The sequence below is a fragment of the Solemya pervernicosa gill symbiont genome, assembly GCF_002020875.1.
Lineage (GTDB): Bacteria > Pseudomonadota > Gammaproteobacteria.
This window is the reverse complement of record NZ_MPRL01000028.1, coordinates 1-20,125: the sequence shown is the minus strand read 5'-3', so window position 1 is coordinate 20,125 and position 20,125 is coordinate 1. Positions and strand designations below refer to the sequence as shown.

Annotated in this window: 14 protein-coding genes and 2 pseudogenes; 9 read left to right on the top strand and 7 right to left on the bottom strand. The window is 53.5% G+C overall.

Annotated features, from left to right (window positions below; translation table 11 throughout):
• Nucleotides 1–12 precede the first annotated feature (12 nt).
• Genes BOW52_RS08265 through BOW52_RS08245 form a run of 4 tightly spaced genes read right to left on the bottom strand, consistent with a single transcriptional unit; the run spans nt 13 to nt 9,921 of the window.
• Nucleotides 13–5,376, bottom strand: a complete 5,364-nt coding sequence (locus BOW52_RS08265; protein ID WP_135622173.1) for a hypothetical protein — start codon at nt 5,374–5,376, stop codon at nt 13–15.
• 22 nt (nt 5,377–5,398) lie between these two features.
• On the bottom strand, nt 5,399–7,447 hold the full coding sequence (locus BOW52_RS08260) for a cytochrome c3 family protein (RefSeq protein WP_078483618.1): 2,049 nt from the start codon (nt 7,445–7,447) through the stop codon (nt 5,399–5,401).
• A gap of 12 nt (nt 7,448–7,459) precedes the next feature.
• Entirely contained in the window at nt 7,460–9,046 is a 1,587-nt protein-coding gene (locus BOW52_RS08250) for a cytochrome c3 family protein (RefSeq protein WP_078483617.1), read from the bottom strand.
• Nucleotides 9,046–9,921, bottom strand: coding sequence for a hypothetical protein (locus tag BOW52_RS08245; protein WP_078483616.1), 876 nt, complete (start codon nt 9,919–9,921; stop codon nt 9,046–9,048). Before BOW52_RS08245 ends, BOW52_RS08250 begins: the two co-directional genes overlap by 1 nt.
• 288 nt (nt 9,922–10,209) lie before the next feature.
• Here BOW52_RS08245 and BOW52_RS08240 point away from each other — a divergent pair, with 288 nt between their 5' ends.
• Both BOW52_RS08240 and BOW52_RS08235 read left to right on the top strand, forming a co-directional pair.
• Nucleotides 10,210–11,523 (top strand): NAD(P)-binding domain-containing protein, encoded by a 1,314-nt coding sequence (locus BOW52_RS08240; protein WP_078483615.1) that lies wholly within the window; start codon nt 10,210–10,212, stop codon nt 11,521–11,523.
• Entirely contained in the window at nt 11,510–13,513 is a 2,004-nt protein-coding gene (locus tag BOW52_RS08235) for an ankyrin repeat domain-containing protein (protein ID WP_078483614.1), read from the top strand. The genes BOW52_RS08240 and BOW52_RS08235 overlap by 14 nt, the downstream gene beginning before the upstream one ends.
• Nucleotides 13,514–13,730: 217 nt before the next feature.
• On the opposite strand, the gene BOW52_RS08230 is transcribed toward BOW52_RS08235, so the two are convergent.
• Nucleotides 13,731–14,144, bottom strand: a complete 414-nt coding sequence (locus BOW52_RS08230) for a hypothetical protein (protein ID WP_078483613.1) — start codon at nt 14,142–14,144, stop codon at nt 13,731–13,733.
• A gap of 377 nt (nt 14,145–14,521) precedes the next feature.
• On the opposite strand from BOW52_RS08230, the gene BOW52_RS08225 reads away from it, so the two are divergent.
• Both BOW52_RS08225 and BOW52_RS08220 read left to right on the top strand, forming a co-directional pair.
• Nucleotides 14,522–14,935 carry a TA system antitoxin ParD family protein gene (locus tag BOW52_RS08225; protein WP_078483612.1) on the top strand — a complete coding sequence of 138 codons (414 nt, stop codon included), beginning with the start codon at nt 14,522–14,524 and terminating at the stop codon, nt 14,933–14,935.
• Nucleotides 14,932–15,510, top strand: a complete 579-nt coding sequence (locus BOW52_RS08220; RefSeq protein ID WP_172840267.1) for an AAA family ATPase — start codon at nt 14,932–14,934, stop codon at nt 15,508–15,510. The genes BOW52_RS08225 and BOW52_RS08220 overlap by 4 nt, the downstream gene beginning before the upstream one ends.
• 44 nt (nt 15,511–15,554) lie before the next feature.
• On the opposite strand, the gene BOW52_RS08215 is transcribed toward BOW52_RS08220, so the two are convergent.
• Nucleotides 15,555–15,968: a DUF3322 domain-containing protein gene (locus tag BOW52_RS08215; protein ID WP_078483611.1), complete on the bottom strand. Its 414-nt coding sequence runs from the start codon at nt 15,966–15,968 to the stop codon at nt 15,555–15,557.
• 440 nt (nt 15,969–16,408) lie between these two features.
• Nucleotides 16,409–17,821 (bottom strand): hypothetical protein, encoded by a 1,413-nt coding sequence (locus tag BOW52_RS08205; RefSeq protein ID WP_078483609.1) that lies wholly within the window; start codon nt 17,819–17,821, stop codon nt 16,409–16,411.
• 85 nt (nt 17,822–17,906) lie between these two features.
• Here BOW52_RS08205 and BOW52_RS08200 point away from each other — a divergent pair, with 85 nt between their 5' ends.
• From BOW52_RS08200 to BOW52_RS17005, 5 genes and pseudogenes are all read left to right on the top strand, one after another.
• The gene (locus BOW52_RS08200) at nt 17,907–18,134 is read left to right on the top strand and encodes a chemotaxis protein CheW (RefSeq protein ID WP_269087644.1); all 228 of its coding nucleotides are present in this window, start codon (nt 17,907–17,909) and stop codon (nt 18,132–18,134) included.
• Between the two features lie 351 nt (nt 18,135–18,485).
• Nucleotides 18,486–18,818 (top strand): annotated as a pseudogene (locus BOW52_RS17990) (CHASE3 domain-containing protein); the annotation flags it as partial.
• Between the two features lie 29 nt (nt 18,819–18,847).
• Nucleotides 18,848–18,946: pseudogene (locus BOW52_RS17735) on the top strand (hypothetical protein); the annotation flags it as partial.
• Nucleotides 18,923–19,888, top strand: a complete 966-nt coding sequence (locus BOW52_RS08190) for a methyl-accepting chemotaxis protein (protein ID WP_269087643.1) — start codon at nt 18,923–18,925, stop codon at nt 19,886–19,888. The pseudogene BOW52_RS17735 and the gene BOW52_RS08190, both read left to right, overlap by 24 nt.
• 34 nt (nt 19,889–19,922) lie before the next feature.
• The gene (locus BOW52_RS17005; protein ID WP_172840265.1) at nt 19,923–20,063 is read left to right on the top strand and encodes a hypothetical protein; all 141 of its coding nucleotides are present in this window, start codon (nt 19,923–19,925) and stop codon (nt 20,061–20,063) included.
• Nucleotides 20,064–20,125: the final 62 nt, after the last annotated feature.

Sequence of the window (20,125 nt, the reverse complement as noted above, 5' to 3'; positions counted from 1 at the left end):
TCCAGTTATGGGTTAATCGAAAGATGAGTCGCTGACGCGATGCTCGCCAGACTCACGTTCTTTTATCGTGCTCATCGAACTATTGGTGTAGACGTGACAACTACCACTGCAGTCGCGCAGTTCGCTCACTGAGTAGTAGCCATCGGGATTCTCATGCTTCTTGTGCTCATCGCGCTCGTAATCACCCGCATGGCAGCCTGCGCAATCGGGTTTATAGGCACCGCTGCTCCAGGTCACCTGTTCACTATTGGAGCGGTGGCAGCTGCTGCAGCTGAGGTTGCCACGATGGTCGCCAGGGTAGGCGGCTGAACTGTGACGGAAGGTGGTCGGTGTCCAACTCGTATTGCGATGGCAACTATCGCAGCTCTGGCTGGTAATGAAGTGACTACTGGGTTTGCCCGGTGCTGAAACACCGTTATGACAGCTGGTACAGCTTCCGCTGACATCGTCATGGCTGAAGGTTGCCGGCAACCAGGCTCGAATGGTGTGGCAGATATCACACTGGGCGCTGGTGGTGATATGGGTCAGCGGTTTTCCGCTTGAAGTGACTCCGTTATGACAGCTACTACAGGTGCCAGCTGAGACCTGATTGTGATCAAACAGTGCCGGTGTCCAGCCGTTGGTGCTGTGGCAGTCATCACAGCTATTGCCGCTGGGCAGGTGATTGACCGGTTTGCCAAGTGCCGTAGAGCCGTTGTGACAGCTTGAACAGGTGCCTAGTACAGAGAGGTGTTCAACGCGAATCACCGGCGACCAGCTACGGTTGCTGTGGCACTCCTCACAGCTATTGGTAGTGCTGATGTGCTGGGTGTTCTTACCGGTTGCTGAGACGCCGTTATGGCAGCTCGAGCAACTTGCTGTAACGGTAGAGTGGTCGAAATTTGCCGGGCTCCATGCGTTGGTTGAGTGGCAGTCGTCACAGCTATTGCCACTCGTAATATGGTTGGAGGGTTTGCCCAACGCGGTGGATCCGTTATGGCAACTGGAGCAGGTGCCGAGTACGGCCAAGTGCTCAACTCGAATTACCGGTGACCAGCTGCGATTGGAGTGACACTCATCACAGCTGTTAGTGGTCGTGATGTGTTGAGTGTTCTTACCGGTTGCTGAAACACCGTTATGACAGCTTGAACAGCTGGCGCTCACACTGCTGTGATCAAAGTTGGCCGGTGACCAAGCGTTGCTGGTATGGCAGTCATCACAACTATTACTGCTAGCAATGTGGTTGGAAGGTTTACCCAACGCCGTGGAGCCGTTATGACAACTGGAGCAGGTGCCGAGTACGGCCAAGTGCTCAACCCGAATCACCGGTGACCAGCTACGGTTGGAGTGGCACTCGTCGCAGCTGTTGGTCGAGCTGATGTGTTGCGCCGTTTTCCCGGTGGCTGAGACACCGTTGTGACAACTCGAACAGCTAGCGGTCACTGCAGAGTGATCGAAGTTCGCAGGGCTCCAGGCGTTGCTGCTGTGGCAATCATCACAGCTATTACCACTGACAATATGGTTAGACGGTTTACCGAGTGCCGTGGAACCGTTGTGACAACTTGAGCAGCTACCCACCACGGCGAGATGTTCGACGCGGATAACTGGCGACCAGCTACGATTACCGTGGCACTCGTCACAGCTGTTGGTAGAGGCGATATGTTGCACCGATTTGCCGGTTGCACTCACGCCGTTATGACAGCTACTGCAGCTGGCAGAGACTGTCGAGTGGTCAAAGTTGGCGGGACTCCAGGCGTTGCTGGTATGGCAGTCGTCACAGCTATTGCCACTGGTTATGTGATTTGACGGTTTGCCGAGGGCTGTAGAACCGTTGTGACAACTTGAGCAGCTACCAACGACGGCGAGATGCTCCACGCGGATCACTGGCGACCAGCTACGGTTGCCGTGACACTCCTCACAGCTGTTGGTAGTGGCAATGTGTTGAACGTTTTTACCCGTCGCTGAAACACCGTTATGACAGCTGCTGCAGCTCGCTGAGACCGTTGAATGATCGAAGTTGGCCGGGCTCCATGCGCTACTGGTGTGGCAGTCATCACAGCTGTTACCGCTAGCAATATGATTCGAAGGTTTGCCTGGTGCCGTCGAGCCGTTGTGGCAGCTGGAACAGCTACCGGTGACGGCCAGATGTTCAACACGGATCACCGGTGACCAGCTGCGGTTGGAGTGACACTCTGCGCAACTGTTGGTACTCGAGATGTGTTGTACGTTTTTACCTGTGGCCGAGACACCGTTATGACAGCTCGAGCAGCTGGCAGTCACACTGTTGTGATCAAAATTGGCCGGAGACCAGACGCTGCTGGTATGACAGTCGTCACAGCTGTTACCACTCGTAATGTGGTTGGACGGTTTGCCGAGGGCGGTGGAACCGTTGTGGCAACTGGAACAGGTTCCAAGTACCGCCAGATGTTCGACACGGATCACCGGTGACCAGCTGCGGTTGCCGTGGCACTCGGCGCAACTATTTGTCGAACTGATGTGTTGGGTATTTTTCCCAGTTGCCGAGACGCCGTTATGACAGCTTGAACAGCTGGCGGTCACGCTGGAGTGGTCGAAGTTGGCCGGGCTCCACGCAGTGGTCGAGTGACAGTCACTGCAGCTGCTGTTGCTCGGTATATGGTTTGAGCTTTTACCCAGTGCGGTTGCGCCGTTGTGACAGCTTGAGCAGGTACCGGTCACCGCCAGATGCTCGACGCGAATCACCGGTGACCAGCTGCGGTTACTGTGACACTCCTCGCAGGCGTTGGTGGTTGTGATGTGTTGTGGCGTCTTCCCTTCGGCGCTGGTTCCGTTATGACAGCTAGAGCAACTGCCACTGACGTTGGAGTGGTCGAAGTTGGCGGGCGACCATGCCGAGGTGGAGTGACAGTCGCTACAATTATTGCCGCTTGTGATGTGGTTCGAGGATTTACCGAGTGCTGTGGCACCGTTATGACAGCTGGAGCAGGTACCGGTCACCGCCAGATGTTCAACCCGGATCACCGGTGACCAGCCACGGTTAGAGTGACAATCCTCACAGACGTTGGTGGTGCTGAGGTGCTGCGTGCTCTTACCCGTCGCCGAGACACCGTTGTGGCAACTCAAACAGCTGGCGGTAATGGCAGAGTGATCTAAGTTGGCTGGCGACCAGGCGTTACTGGTGTGGCAGTCGTCGCAGCTATTACCACTGGCGATATGGTTGGACGGTTTACCCAGCGCCGTGGCACCGTTGTGACAGCTCGAGCAGCTCCCCTGTACTGCCAGGTGGTCAACACGAATTACCGGTGACCAGCTACGGTTGGAGTGGCAATCCTGACAGCTGCTGGTGGAGCCGATGTGACCACTGTTCTTTCCGGTGGCAGAGCTACCGTTGTGACAGCTGGAACAGCTACTGGTCACCGCGTCGTGATCGAAATTGGCCGGGCTCCATGCCGTGCTGGTGTGGCAGTCGTCACAGCTATTACTGCTTACGATGTGGTTGGCGGTTTTACCCAGTGCGGTCGAGCCGTTATGGCAGCTACTACAGGTTCCCGAGACGGCCAGATGTTCGACTCGAATCACAGGCGACCAGCTACGGTTGGAGTGGCACTCGCCACAGGCATTCGTAGTCGCGATGTGTTGGCTCGTTTTTCCACTTGCCGAGATGCCGTTATGACAGCTGCTACAGGTGCCAGAAGCGTTTGAGTGGTCAAAGTTCGCAGGGGACCATGCCGTTGTTGAATGGCAATCGCTACAACTACTACTGCTTGGGATGTGGTTGGATGATTTGCCCAACGCAGTCGAGCCGTTGTGACAGCTACTACAGGTGCCGCTGACGGCCAGATGATCAACGCGAATCACGGGTGACCAGTTGCGGCTGTTATGGCACGACTCACAGCTGCTATTACTGGCGATATGCTGTGAGGTTTTACCCGTTGCCGAACTCCCGTTGTGACAACTCGAGCAGCTACCCGAGGCATTGGAGTGGTCGAAATTGGCCGGGCTCCAGGCGTTGCTGGTATGGCAGTCGCTGCAGACGCTGCCACTGGGGATATGGTTGTTTGTCTTGCCGGGAGCGGTGGTGTCGTTGTGGCAGCTCGAGCAGCTACCGTTCACCGCCAGGTGATCGACCTTGATGGCGGGTGACCAGTCGCGGTTGGAGTGGCAGCTCTCACAGCTATTGTTCGTTGCCAGATGCAACACCGTTTTCCCAGTTGCCGAGATGCCGTTGTGACAGCTACTGCAGCTCCCTGAGATAGAGGCGTGATCGAAATCAGCCGGTAGCCATCCACTGCTGCTGTGGCAGTCGTCGCAGCTATTACTACTGGCAATATGGTTGGCCGGTTTACCGAGAGCAGCAGCGTTGTTGTGACAGCTTGAGCAGGTGCCGGTCACAGCCAGATGCTCAACCTTGATTACCGGTGACCAGCTGCGGTTGGAGTGACACTCCTCACAGACGCTGGTGGTAGAGAGGTGTTGTGTCGTTTTGCCGGTGGCCGAGACGCCGTTGTGGCAGCTAGAACAGCTGCTGGTAATAACGCTGTGGTCGAAGTCGGCCGGTGTCCAGGCGCTGCTGGTATGACAGTCGTCGCAACTGTTGCTACTGGCGATATGGTTGGCTGGCTTACCAAGTGCCGTTGAATTGTTGTGACAGCTAGAGCAGGTGCCGAGCACAGCGAGGTGGTCGACACGAATCGCAGGCGACCAGCCTCGTGTGGCGTGGCAGGTTTCACAGCTATTGGTGGTGGCTATGTGACGGCTCGATTTTCCATCGGTGATCACGCCGTTGTGGCAGCTAGTACAGTTCCCCTCAATACCGGTGTGATCAAAGGTGGTCGGACTCCAGGCGGTAGTGGTGTGACAATCGTTGCAGCTGTTATCACTACTGACATGGTTGATTGATTTACCCTCAGCGGTAACGCCGTTATGACAACTGAGGCAGGAAGCGGTAATGCCTACATGATTGAAACGGGCCGGTGTCCAGGCGGTGGAGGAGTGACAGTCACTACAGCTACTGGAGCTGCTGACGTGGTTGATTGATTTGCCGGTTGCGTTGCTACCGTTGTGACAGCTGGTGCAGTTGCCCACCACCGCCAGATGATCGACCTCACGCGCGGGTGACCAGCCGCTGCTGCTGTGGCAACTGTCACAGCGACTGCTAGTCGGAAAGTGTTTTGCGTGTTTGGCCGAGGCCTGCACACGGCCGGTGCTGCCGTGGCAACCGCTGCAGGTTGTCGGTGCCGATCTAAACTCCCCATTGAGGTGACAGCTGGTGCAGCTGGTGGTGGCATGTGCGCCATCGAGTGAAAAGCCTGTAGTGAAGTGGTCGAATGCCGCATTGTTGGCCGCCTGAGTCGTTACCGTGAATAGCAGCATTAGCGCCAACACAATCGTACGAGCGATGTTCACTGGGTTTGGCATGATCGACTCTCTATCCATGTTGTTAGTCAAAATCGGAATCGCTGACGCGGTGTTCGCTCGAGCGCCGCTTTTTAATGCTTGTCATCGAACTGTTGGTATAGACGTGACAGCTACCCGAGCAGTCGCGTAGCTCACTCACCGAGTAGTAACTGTCGGGGTTCTCATACTTCTTGTGTTCATCACGCTCATAGTCACCCGCGTGGCAGCCAGCGCAGTCGGGTTTATAGGCGCCGCTCGACCAGGTGACCTGTTCGCTATTACTGCGGTGGCAACTGGTGCAGCTGAGGTTGCCACGGTGGTCGCCAGGGTAGGCGGCTGAGTTGTGACGGAACGTCGTGGGTGTCCAGCTGCTATTGCGATGACAGCTATCGCAGCCCTGACTGGTGACAAAGTGATTGCTCGGCTTGCCCGGTGCTGAGGTGCCGTTATGACAACTGGCACAGCTACCGGTGACGTCATCATGGTTGAAAATCGCCGGTAACCAGGCACGGATAGAGTGGCAGATGTCGCACTGTGCTGAGGTCTGTAGATGGGTTAGCGGTTTACCGGTCGCAGTTAGCCCGTTGTGGCAACTGCTGCAGGTGCCGGGCGAGACCTGATTGTGATCAAACAGCGCCGGTGTCCAGGCGTTGGTGTTGTGGCAGTCGTCGCAACTGTTACCGCTGCTGAGATGGTTGGCCGGTTTGCCAGCGGCAGTGGAGCCGTTATGACAGCTTGAACAGCTGCCGGTGACTGAGAGGTGGTCAACTCGAATCACCGGCGACCAGCTACGATTGGTGTGGCAATCCTCACAGCTATTGGTGGTGGCGATGTGGCGTGTGTTCTTGCCCGTTGCCGTGGTGCCGTTGTGACAGCTGATGCAGTTGGATGAGACGCTGGAGTGGTCGAATCCGGCCGGACTCCAGGCGCTAGTGGAGTGACAGTCGTCGCAACCACTACCGCTGGCAATGTGGTTGGCTGGTTTACCCTCGGCAGTGGAGCCGTTGTGACAGCTTGAGCAGCTGCCGGTCACGGCCAGGTGGTCGATACGGATTACAGGCGACCAGCTGCGGTTGCTGTGACAATCCTCGCAGCTATTGGTTGAAGCGATGTGGCGTACGTTTTTACCGGTGGCTGCAATGCCGTTATGACAGCTTGAGCAGCTGCCAGTGGCGTTATCGTGATCGAAATTGGCCGGGCTCCAGGCGTTGGTCGAATGACAGTCATCGCAGCTGCTGCCACTGGTAATGTGGTTAGCGGTTTTACCCGTGGCGGTCGAGCCGTTATGGCAGCTTGAGCAGCTACCGAGCACGGCCAGATGATCGACGCGAATCACAGGCGACCAGTCGCGGCTTGAGTGACACTCCTCACAGGCGTTGGTGGTACTCATGTGACGCACCCCTTTGCCCTCAGCCGTCACTCCGTTATGGCAGCTGCTGCAGCTGGCGGTGATATTGGCGTGGTCGAAGCTTGCCGGGCTCCAGGCTCGGTCGGAGTGACAGTCGTTGCACTGATTGCCGCTGGTAACATGGTTGACCGATTTTCCCTCGGCAGTCACACCGTTGTGACAGCTGATACAGGTGGCAGTGATGTCGATATGGTTAAAACGGGCCGGGCTCCAGGCGGTGGAGGAGTGGCAATCGCTGCAGTTACTCGAGCTGCTGACGTGATTGAACGTTTTCCCTTCAGCGCTGCCGCCGTTGTGACAGCTGCTGCAGCTACCCAGAACCGAGAGATGATCGACCTGACGCACAGGAGACCAGCCGCTGCTGCTGTGACAGTCATCGCAGCTGGAGCTGGTGGAGATATGGCGTGCATCCTTGCTCGAAGCCTTGATCCGACTGCCGCTGGAGTGACAGCTGCTACAGCGTGTCGGAGCCCCTTTGAACTCACCGCCGATGTGGCAACTGGTGCAGTTGGTCGAGGCGTGTGCTCCTTCGAGTGGGAAGCCGGTGGTGAAGTGGTCAAAACGCTCTGCGGCGGCAATGGAGGGGAGGAAGACGAGTAGCAGTAGCATCAGCACCATCAGCAGTATGTGGTGAAGTGACTCGGTCGATAGTTGGCGAATCAGTTTTTGTATTCCGATATCCATAATCACTCCCGGCTACTGCCGCGGCAGAACGATCTCTTCAAATTGAGTCGGCAGGTGACACTGCTCACACTGCTTGCCGAATGTGCCCCAGTGGGCATCCTCGTCGCGATGACAGCTGATGCAGCGACGTGGCTCTGCGCGCTGCTCGGTGACCGGATCGATATGACACGCCTCACACTTGAGGCCGCGATGCGAACCCTCGAGTCGGTATTTGGTCTGGGTGTCGTGATCGAAGAGCCATAGCTTCCAGTCGTTGGGGTTGTGGCAACTGGCGCACTGTTTACCGAGCAGTCCCTCGTGGCTGTCATCCTGTTGATGACAGGCGTAACAGTCGCGTTCGGTCTGCTGATAACTCCGGTCGAGATGACACTCACCACAGGGGGTGGTGGTGTGCAGGCCGATCAGGGGAAAGCGGGTCAGGTCGTGGTCGAAGGCGATCTTCTTGCGCCAGTTATCACTGTTGTGGCACTGCTGGCACTCTTTACCTAGTTTGCCACCGTGTGGATCATCAACCTTGTGACAGGAGGTGCAGCTCTTTTCTGGCTTCTTCTCAAACAGCCCCGCCTGATGGCAACTGCTACAACTTAGATCACCATGTTTTCCATCCAGTGAGAACTTGGTGTCGCGTTGATGATCAAACCTGGTCTTGCTCCAGCTCTCGTTGTTGTGGCACTTGTCGCACTTCTCACCAAAACTGCCGCGGTGTCGATCACGCTGCTGATGGCAGGCGATACAGGTTTTACCCGGGTTGCCCTTGTTATCGGCCCGGTTGAGTTTGCTGTTGTGGCAGCTGTTACAGGCGAGTTTGGTGTGCACGCCACGGAGTGGGAATTCGGTTTTTTTGTCGTGATTGAACTCTCCCTTCTCCCACTTCTCGTTGTTATGGCAGCTCTCACACTTTTCCCCAAAACCACCCAGATGGATGTCGTTGATCTGGTGGCAGGCGATGCACTGCTTGGGTGTCTTTTTATAGCGTTGATCGATGTGGCAGCTGTTACAGCTCGCCTTCTTATGTGCGCCCTTGAGCTTGAAGTCACTTTTGTCGTGGTCAAAACGATTCTTCTGCCAGCCTGTAGTTGAGTGACAGTCGTTACACTTCTTGCCCAGATTACCGCGATGTGGGTCGTCGCTTTTATGGCAGTCGATACAGAGCTGAGGCGTGTCGCGGTGTTTGCGATCTTTGGGGTGACAGGCGATACAGGCGACCTGTTGGTGACGCTTTTCGAGTTTGTAGTCGGTCAGGTCGTGATCAAAACCGTGTGGATCGAGGTGTACGATCTTTTTGTCACGCCCCTTGTGATCGGTATGGCAACTGCGGCAGGCGGTTTCGCCTACCGCGCTATCGAGACCGTGGTATCCCTCATCTTTGTTGATGTCGGCCGCCACCTTCTCGTGGCAGTCGAGACAGAGCGTGCGCTGTTCATCCTTGCTGAAGTTGGCGTGGCAGCGTTCACACTGCTCCTCATACTTGGCGTGTCCCTCGATCACCTTGCCCGGCATCAACAGGGTTTCGAACGAGGCGGCCCATAGCGGACTGGAGCCGAGCAGCAACAGTGCAAACAGAAAAATCTCGCCAATGTTGTTGGGCATATTGCTCATCAGTACATGTGCACTGCGACGATATGGACGATGCCGGCCACGACCATCATCAGGAAGAAGGGGAGGTGGAAGAGGTGCCAGAGGGCGAATAGGCGTTCAAAAACGTTTAACTGCACGACTTTGCGTGCAGTGTGGAAGAAAGCGGTTGTCTCGCGAATACTCTCTCGTCTTCTTTGTCGCTGCTCCGGGCGACTCCAGCCCTGTTTGGCAGCGACTGCCTTGATCGATCTTTTTATCTCCTTTTTCAACAGCCGTTGTCGTCGACTAATGGCGCGATCGGTAGTCAGCATGCGCCAGATCCCACCGCCCAGGGTTGAGACGGAGAGTGAGCGTTCAACTAACTGATCGAGTAGCTGTTGAATCTGCTGCTGGTTGGCGACACTGGTGAGGATCTGGTTCTCGCTCTTCTCCAGTCGTTCGCGCAGTTCAACCAGTGTCGCCTTGTGACCATAGAGGCCGAAGTGGATCTTGGTGTAGAAGTAACGCCCGATCAGCCCGCTGCAGGCCACCAGGATCATGCAGAAGAGTGCGACCTGGCTGTTGAGTGAGCCGAGATTGAAGTTGGCGTGGAAGATGATGCAGACCGGACCGGCCACACCAAACAGCATATGCAGCCTGAACCAGTAACTGACCGGACCAAGATGGCGCATAAAACGTGCGTTTTTCCGCAGTGGGTAGAGCAGTAGTGCAACCATCAGTGAGGCGCCGACAATACCGAGCGTATATCCGGTTCCCTCTTCGGCGATGATGTGACGTTCACCACTGACACGCCAACCGAGATAGAGGACGACGACTACGGCTGCAGCAAAACTCAGCGTTATCAGTCCACTGAAAACTGCTCCCCACCCCTGTCGTTCGGTTGTTGTAGCGCCCATTGCTCTCTCTCACTGTCCATTGCAAAGCTCGTCTCTGGAGCTTGTCTAATTTCAATAATGGGAATAATATCCCAAAACGTAGAAATAACAACAGGGAATTGTGGTTAATGTGAACCGGTCGACATTTGCTGTTTGATCGATCGGTTATTGATAAATAGCGAGAAGGAAAAATATCGAAATTGATGCCTTAAGCATCTATTAGCTAGAAGTATCAGTTAGATAAGAGTCATAGTTAAAGTTGATAGTTGGTGTGAGTGAGTGAGTGAGTGGAGTGAGTCGTGGCGGAGAATGATTTTGGATATTGAAATGGGACAGATTCTCTATTTTTCACCAATGTTGGTGATTTTGCTGAGCTACATTGTGCTGGCCTTTATGAAAGAGCGGCATGCACTGGCCGCGAAAAGAGAGACTATTTCTTCAGGTTTGACAGAACCAGCATCACTGCACCCACTGATAGACACCACCAAGTGCATCGGTTGCGGCTCCTGTGTAACCGCATGTCCTGAGAATCTGGTGCTGGGACTGATCAAGAAACGCGCCGAGTTGATCTCGCCTTCACACTGCATCGGTCATGGTGCCTGTGCTCGCGCCTGCCCAATGAAGGCTATAACGCTGGTGTTTGGTACCGAAAAACGGGGTGTCGACATTCCGCAGATTGATGAGTCATTCGAGACCAACGTACCTGGAATCTATATTGCTGGTGAGCTGGGTGGCATGGGGTTGATTAGAAATGCCTCAGAGCAGGGGAGGCAGGCAATGGAATCGATATATAAGGTATCTCCCCAAAAAAAGGAAGGGGATTGGATCGATGCGCTGGTCGTGGGTGCGGGTCCGGCGGGAATTGCAGCGAACCTGGTGGCAAAAGAGCGCAAAATGTCAATTATAACGCTGGAGCAGGAGAGTCTTGGGGGGACGGTTGCCCACTACCCACGTGGCAAGGTTGTAATGACGGCGCCGGTAAAACTTCCTCTGGTGGGAAAAACCAGGTTTAAGGAGACCACCAAGGAGCGGCTGCTTGAGTTCTGGAGCGGTGTCGTTGAGAAGCACGAACTTCAGATCAATTTTGAAGAGCGATTAGAGGCGGTGGCCTCGGTTGAGGGTGGTTTCGAGGTGACAAGTAATAAGCGTAGTTACCGTACTCGTACCCTACTGCTGGCGATTGGACGCCGTGGTACGCCACGAAAACTCGGTGTACCGGGTGAGGAACAGAACAAGGTCGTCTACAGATTGGTTGATGCAGAGCAATACCGTGGACAGTCGGTGGTGGTGGTTGGCGGTGGTGATAGCGCACTGGAGGCCGCCGCATCGCTGGCCGAAGAGGAGGGCACGGAGGTGACACTCTCCTACCGAAGTGAAGCCTTTAATCGTGCCAAGGAGAAGAACCGGCAGCGTGTTCAGGCCGCCGAGGCGGCGGGAAACTTAAAGGTTCTATTTCGCTCCAACGTGAAGCGCATCACTGAAGATCGGATCGAGATCGAGCAACAGGGTGAGTTAATTGAGCAGTCTAATGATGCCGTTATTGTGCTTGCCGGAGGTATCTTGCCCACACCGTTCCTGAAGCAGATCGGTATTGATATCGAGACGAAATATGGCACAGCGTAATCGTCTAGCCACTCTGCTGCTGATCTACAGCACGCTTGTTTCGATGCCACTTCAGGCTGCGGATGCGAGACTTGGTGAAGCGCGCGCAGCGGTCAGAATTCATGACTATCAACGTGCCTTTCAGCTCTATCAACAGCTGGCCCAAACGGGTGCAGCAGAGGCACAGTACCAACTGGCATCACTCTATCTGACCGGGCGCGGTGTGGAGCTTGATCAGGCGCTTGCCTTCAAGTGGATGCAGGCCTCCGCAGATCAGGGGTACGTTAAGGCGCAGTACAACCTCGGTCTGATCTTTGAGCAGGGGCAGGGTGGTGAGATTGACCTGGAGCAGGCGCGTTACTGGTATGAAAAAGCAAAAGCACAGGGGAGTCGGCAGGCTAAGGCGAGATTAAAGCGGATTGGGGATGAGGTTCTGGTTGTCACTCCAGATTCGCTTCGACTGGCAGCGGCTAGAGGTAAGCGGGAGAGGGTGCGGATGTTACTCAATAGTGGAGTAGCTGATCGCCCTAATCTACACGGAGAGACTGCGCTGCTATCGGCTATCAGGGGCAAACATCCTCAAATAGTTGCCGATCTTGTTAGAAATGGTAGCGAACTTCATCAAAGCAACCTGGATAATGAGACCCCTATATCGTTGGCTATCGAGGCCGGTGATGAAGAGATGGTCAAGCTACTGCTTTCACTAAAATATGATATATATCATCTAGATGGGAGCGGTAACTCACCTTTAATGTCGGCGGTTCGATATGGCCGTGAAGCCATTGCAATGATGCTTCTTGAGGCGGGTGTAGACCCGAATATACGAAATAGAGAGGGTGAGAGCGCCATCGACTTTGCATCACGCGCCCCAAACGGCACGCAGATCATCGCGCTATTAACAAAATATGGCGCCAAACCAGGGAATACCGGTGTTGAGAGACAGCGGAGTGAGATCGTAGCTGATGCCATTCAAAGGGGAGAAAAACTTAATAATCAGGACGCTTATAAAGGTTGGAGCCCACTCATGGTGGCAGCCTGGCGTGGCGACAAGGCGTTGGTCAAAGCGCTGTTAAAACAAGACGTTAAGCTCAATGAGCGTGATCCCAATGGATACACGGCCCTGGCACGTGCAGCCTGGGCTGACCACCAGGGGATCTTACAATTGATCATCGATGCTGGTGCAGATATCGGTCTCGCAGCGAAGAACGGATCAACGGCGTTGATGTTGGCTGCAGGTAATAAACAGCAAGATGCCGTGCAGCAACTTCTCAGGGCTGGAGCAAATATTCATCGACTCAATCACAAAGGCGAGTCGGCATTACTGCTGGCGCTACAAGCGAACGACCTAAAGAGCGCAAAACTGTTAGTTGATGCCGGAGCGGATGTATCTAATGCAGACGGTGAAGGCAAAACTGCACTTATGTTGTTGGCCATGCAAAAGGCTGATCATCTATTTAAAAGGATAGATCTTACTCGGCGTGAGATCGATCAGGTCGATCAGCTGGGTCGTACAGCGCTTTGGTACGGTGTTGAGGCTGGCTGTGAAGGATGTGTGTCGCATCTGCTCAGTAACGGAGCTCGGGCTGACATTGCCGATAATCAATCAGAGACACCGTTACATCGTGCGGTAATAAATGGCCGGGTTGATACGGTAAGCCAGCTACTGGATAAGCTGGTGTCTGTGTCAGGTGTAAATGGCGTCACCACATCCGGTCAGTCGGCAGTAATGGCTGCCGCGAAACATAACCAACCCGAGATCTTAAAACTACTGATCGATGCAGGTGCGTCGGTTGATCAAAAGAGCCACGACGGCAGAACCGCGCTCATGTTAGCTGCGGAAAATGGACATACAGACATCGCTAAAATACTCCTTACCAAAGGTGCTGATCACTCATTAAGAGATAACAGGCGTCAGCAGGCCATCGACTACGCACAACGTGCCAAACAGCAGCAGATAGCGGATTTACTGAATAAGCAGAGCAAAAAGAGCGGTCTACTTGGGCTGTTTTAGAATCCCTCTTCATCTGTGCTTGGCACCATGTTGAAAATGCTCTCAGTCCCCATTCAGGGGTCTTAGCTGCTCCCTGACAGGCCTGCAAAATGCCTAAGTTGTACTTGGTCGAAATGAGGGTTTCATCCATGGCAAATCCCCCAAATATTCTCACCTGTGAGACTTTGTACGGGTATTACAGAGTACCCGTACAGGTTTTGCTTATATTCGCTGACGCTTATATCACGGATTTGAACAGAACGATTTTTGCCAAATCGGGAGAATCTTCTCCTTGTTCCTCGAGCTGCCTCTGATAGCTCGTGATGAGCTGCTGGGCGAATGGAATCGCAAGAATGTGACCAGGTAGAACGCCATGCTTTTCGTAACCAGGTGGGAACATGTAACCGTTGCGAACTTCCCATCGTTCCCAGCCTGTCCACGGGACGTAACCGCCGAGGATCGACAGCAGTCGAAGGGCTAACGGATTTGGGTTCATTTCTGCTCGCCATCGACGCCAAGTTCGAGGTGTTACGAAACAGAAATCTGCTGCCTGTTCGTTTGTCAGGCCGGTGGTGCGAAACTGGATCTCTCGGAGAGAGGACATTTTGCCCGCATAAGCATCTTCGAGAACTTTGGTTACATACGCCGTCATGACTGGGCTCCAGACCAATTCCCATCATTCCATAACTGCGCATAATGTATATTATGTAAACTACCCCCATGAAGAGATATTGCCTTTAACCCTACATTTTGGTCGTCCACAACAGGTACTAAACATTTCCACAATAACCCCTAAATTTTCACAACATCCACTAAAATAGGTAACCTAAGACACCAGCGCAACGTCCGTAGAAGATGATTCAGGTGAGGTTTCCGGCAACCGACTCTGCTTTTTGTCGAACGGATACTAATTCCTCTCGACAAGTCGTGCTGATCGAGGCGGCAGAATAATCGGTAGGCGTCATATGGACGAGTCTGTAGCAATCTGCTACATTTGGTGCAGGCTATAACTCTGAGAGGAACAGCACCATGGCTAAAGCGGCTTCCCCCGTCCGTCTGCAAAATGAACTGATGCAGGCCGCCAGTGTGGCTGGAACTCGGTATCATCGAAGTGCAGCCGAGCAGGTTGAATACTGGGCCTCACTGGGCCGTCAGATCGCAGCTTTTGTCGATCCCGATACCTTGCTCAAGATTGGTTCGGGACTGGCTCGCCTGAATGTGGAGTCTACAGTCACCCATCCTATTAACCCCGACGCAGTCTTTGCTGCTGTCGAGGCGGATCGCCGCATCGGTGAGCTGCCTAAGAAAGTGACCACTGCTTCGATTCGCTACCAGGCATCCACCACGCACCCAGGCTATCTGGAGCAGATCGATGAGGGCGGAGTCCGTACAGCAGGAACGTTCCATGGCGGAGTCTTTACCCCCATTAAGAGCGCCGATTGAGCGCCAGAAAGCAACTCTGGATGCTTGTCGGTGGCAACGGAGCAGGAAAAAGTACGTTCTACAAGCACTATCTGGAACCGCTGGGCCTGCCCTTCATCAACGCCGACATCCTTGCCAGAATGGCCTATCCTGACGCACCTGAGGCGCACAGCTATGATGCGGCCAAAATTGCCGAGCAGATGCGCAACGAACTACTGCTGAGCGGGGACAGTTTTTGCTATGAAACTGTCTATTCCCACCCCTCTAAAGTTGACTTTGTGGCCCAGGCCAAGGCGCTGGGTTATGAGGTAATCATGGTGGTGGTTCATCTGCAATCCGATGAATTGAATAGGGCGCGAGTGGCCGAGCGCGTTTCCGAAGGCGGACATTTTGTACCGAATGACAAGGTGAATAGTCGAATCCCAAGGACGCTCAAACATATCAAGATATCGATCCCCTTATGTGACCGCGTACAGGTTTATGACAATTCTTCCACGGAGAGCCCCTTCATACCTGTTTTTTCCGTTACGGACGGCACTGTTGAACCTCTTGTTAGTCCACTGCCTGATTGGGCGGAGGTGATGCTGTCCGATTGAGTGCGGTGATGTCTCACATCCCAGATACGCCACAGGTTGTAGCGCTACTGTCGACAGGGAGAGAATCGTGCTTCTCTATCTTCTAGGTCGTACATAGCGGTCTTTATTTCGTAAATACTAAGGTGGTCACACGCATTTTCATCTTCAGTCGCCTCGATAACTTCTTTGGACGAGCTCAGCCGCCATTTGACAGGAACATCCAAAGGCGAATCCATGAGTCTATACTGTTTCGTTTTCCACTCAACGACACCTGGACCAGCTACGGATATAGCCCGCCAAGTATCAATGTGTTGCTTGACCGCATTAAGTTCGCTGCCGATTTGCTTTCCAGTTGGCGTACCGATTGGGAATTCCAATGGCCACTCAGAATGACTTAAGAGCAGAGCTTCTCTTCGTTTTGGCTGTTTCCATTTTCGCTTGAGGGTATCTCGGATTCGGTCTGGACTTTTCAGAACCATCGTATGATCCCTATCATTGCTTCGTCAGAACCGAGACCCTCGCCTCAGCAACTTTTCGATCGATCTGTTCCCAGGTCAGCGTTGCGGCCCTGGACTGCTTATTTTTATTGAAAATGACAACTGCGGAATTCGAGTTCTTGCGAAGTAAAGACATCTCCTTATTGGGCGTAATGAATAGCGGCGATAGGCCGAATTGACGCAAAGCTGCAACGATCCCTTCGGCAACAGTGAGCATCGCCTTTATCTTGTTCTATCTCCAGTCTGGCAGTATTCAGCATCCTCAAAGCCCCCCTCAGTTCCCTGAATTGATCTCCCGTTTTTCTCTGCGGCCGAAGTTGAAGATATTGCCCTTCTTTATAGTCGACACCCCGCATCAGGTTGTTGAGTTCATCTATACGCTCAATGATGGTCTCCAACGAGTTTTCGATACTGGTAATCAGCTAGGTCACCGACTGGTCTGTCGTTTCTCTTAGGTACTCAAGAAAACGTACCTCTTTTGCCGGTAAATCCTCTTCCTCGAGAACCTGCAGCCTATCAAGATAAGAAGGGATATCGGGGATATCTACTCCCGCCTCTGAAAGCGGGCCATTATCGACCTGCTTTGCACGGTTCATTAACGAGACGAGTTTCTTTTCAATATCACCGATACGCTTGATAAGATTAGAATGGTCGTCACGTAACTTCTCCCGCGTATTATTCTCCATAACCTTGAGTGTCTCACTATCTACAATCTCCCCAATCGGAACCACTTCTAGCATCAATTCTCGCTGGTCATCTGAGATGCCCTCTCCGATCACATTGATAACTCGCTCCCGTTCGACCTCTAAGATTGACAATATGTTTTCGCACCGATCCTGTGTCCGTACCAACTCTTCGTGCTTTTCTAGCTGACGCTTAAAGTTCTTTCGTGAAAAATCCCATCGTGACTTGGCATCATTGAGGTCAGAAGATTCGGAAGACATTTCCTCTATCAACGCCAGATAATCAGCAATCTGCTTGTTCTCGATTGAAAGGTCGATATTATGATATTCAATTGTTTTGAATGCGCTCAACATCAAGCTTTGTTGTTCTAGCTCTCTCATGAAATTACTGAGTTTAGTCCGCGTCGTACTGGCTACGGCCAGCCTTTCCTTTTCCGCCTCGATATCCCGACTCAGTTCATGGATCCGATCATTGCTAGTGAAGCCAGTCATCCAATTCTGATCGAGCCGAGTACTGTCAAGTTTTTCGAAATACCCACGCCCACCTGACATCAGACCTTCACGCGTCAGACCGTGATTGATGTGTTTGAGTGCCTCAGGGGTATCGACGCATCGACGATCATATGCTGCTAGAATAAATTTTACCGTCTCCCTGTAAGCATGCTTTTTAAAGTTGAGCTTAAAAAGGAAGCTGTCTTCTCTGAAGCGAGCTGGTTTAGCATCTTTTTTCACCTCTCGTAAACGAACATCCTGGCCATTGTTTCGATCGTTGATATACCGGAGAGATCGATCCATGTATTCCTCAGGTACCAAGATGTTGAGACGCATAGTGCCAACTGCTCGCTCGATTGCCCCTCGCCATGCTCCCTCTTCACTCTTTACCTCAACGAGCTCGGCTAGGAAAGGTAAATCCTCTTCTTCCAACTCCAGTTCCTCACAGAGTAGTGAGCGAATTGCGTGCTGACGATCAGGAATATTGCTAAGGCGTTTCCTTGCCACCTCCAAAGATTTTTCAAGATCAGAGATTCTTCTTTTAATGTTCGTAGCATCGGTTATCGCCTCATCCAATGGCTCATTACGCTGAAATTTCTCAGCTTCGATTTCCTTATCCTTCTCTGGAATCGCAGCCCGGTTTGCACCAAAGCTTTCCACATTAATTGTAGTTTCTAATCCAAAATTCTCCGCAATTGGGTCTGGCGGTGGTTGAGCTGGGGGGAGAGTACTTTGGCATTGAACTATCGGCCGTGCAGGAGTTAGCCCCCTCCCCTGTTGTCCGCCGCATATCCTGGGCGCTATGAGTCTGCGTGGTGATCTACTCACGCTAATTGACCCGCGCGCCGCGCTTAACTTGCCACCCGCCGATGGTGGCAACAGGGCCGTGGTTGGTCGCATCGGCGAGCAGGCGGTCGGTCTTGCCGTCGATGAAGTACATGATGTTGTCTATCTGCAGTCAGAGGTCTTGTAGCCCCCCCCGTCACTGCTGCATGAGTAGCATGGAACGGCCATCCTCGGTACCGCTCCCTACGCGGACTCAATGTTGACTGTGCTGGACCTGCCCACGCTGCTGGCGAGAGAGGAGTGGGTTGTCGATGAAAGCCTCTAAACAGACCGATCGGAACGGGACTCGCGTCATTTCCGAACACGGAAAGCACCCAGAATTTGTGTCGTACAGATTGTCTTTAGATTTGATTTACGCACTTCGTAAATGATTTGAATAAGGAGCACGGTAATGGAAAGAACAGAGCATAGTTCACCAAGCATCGGAGAGAGGCGATTTGCCTGATTGAGCGTGGTGGTTCCGGTTGGCCTCTCTATCATGATCGCACTGGTCTGCGCGGTAGGCTTAGGTGCCTGGAATGGTATCGAAACCCTCACCACAGCCTCCGGCTGGGTTAACCATACCCACGTGGTTGACTCGAAACTAAGGCGGCTATTGTCACTACATATCGATGCAGAAACAGGTCAGCGAGGGTTTATGTATACCGGGAAAGACGAATTCCTGGAGCCCTACGTTGCAGCATTAACAGAGATCGAAGAGAGAACGGATGAACTGAAGAAACTGATCGGTGATAACCCAACGCAATTGGCAAGGCTATCAGAGGTTGAGGCCCTGTCTGGTCAAAAACTCGATGAGCTGGCGCAAACCATTGCGCTTAAGAGGGGGGTAATGAGCAAGAGGCTTTTTCCCTGGTGCTTTCAGGAAAGGGTAAAGTTGCTATGGATCGCATCCGTTTCAAGATCGACGAGATGGTTGTGGAAGAGAACCGGTTGTTGCAAGAGAGAGAAAGGTCGGTGGAAAGCACTCTTCACTCCGTCAACATCATCACTATTGGCGGGGTGTTGAGTACCGTATTGACCGGCATTGCGATTTTCATATTTATCAATCGCTCTGTTATCTCAAAAATTCGCGACAGTGCTCTCTCACTCTCCTCCTCAGCCAACGAGATCGCTGCCACCGTTACCGAGCATGAACTAACCGCCAGCCAACAGGCCAGTGCAGCCAACCAGACCTCGTCAACCATTGATGAGCTGTTTGCCTCTGCACGCCAGTCGACCGAGCAGGCTACCAGTGCTGCGACGTTGGCGGAAAAGGCTGGCGAAACCACAACCGAGGGCAGCGATGTCATCAGCCAGGCGGTGGTGGCGATGGACGATCTCAAGAAGAGGATCGACACCATGGCCGAGCAGATTTTGCGCCTGGGCGAACAGACCGGTCAGATCGGCAATATCGCCACCCTGGTCAAGGATCTGTCGGCAGAGATCAATATGCTGGCGCTCAATGCTGCAGTGGAGGCAGCACGTGCCGGTGAACACGGCAAGGGCTTTGCCGTGGTAGCGGGCGAGGTACGCAAGCTCGCCATCGAAAGTAAGAAATCGGCGGAACAGACCTCCCTACTGGTAGCGGAGATCCAGAAAACCACCAACGCCTCCGTGATGATGACCGCCGAGGGTGCCAGCACCGTCACCGAAGTGACGCAGCTGGCCAGTAAGGTGGCCGAACTGTTTGACAGCCTTTCCGGCATGGCGGCCAGCGTCAACGAAAATGCTCAGCAGGTGATGCTCAACACCCGGCAGCAATCCACCGCCTTCGGCCAGGTGGTTGAAGCGACCAACAATATCGCTGCCGGTGCCAAGGAGACAGCAGCTGGCATCAGCCAGACCAAGGAGGGCGTGGAGAGACTGAACGAGGCGGCAGTAAGCCTCAAGGCGATGGCGTGATGATGGAACGAATACTAATCACGATGGACGTCACATGATCGATGATCCCGATCTGCAACGGCTGTTCAAAGAGGAGAGCGAGGAGCATCTGGCCCGTCTCGATGACGGCCTGTTACGTCTGGAGAAAACCCCCGCCGACGCTGACCGCCATGGAGAGCGAAGTGAGGGCGGTTAGTCCTCAATAGTCGACGCCGTCTGCATATTCGTAGTTGAGAGCGCGAGCGAACGACGAAGAAG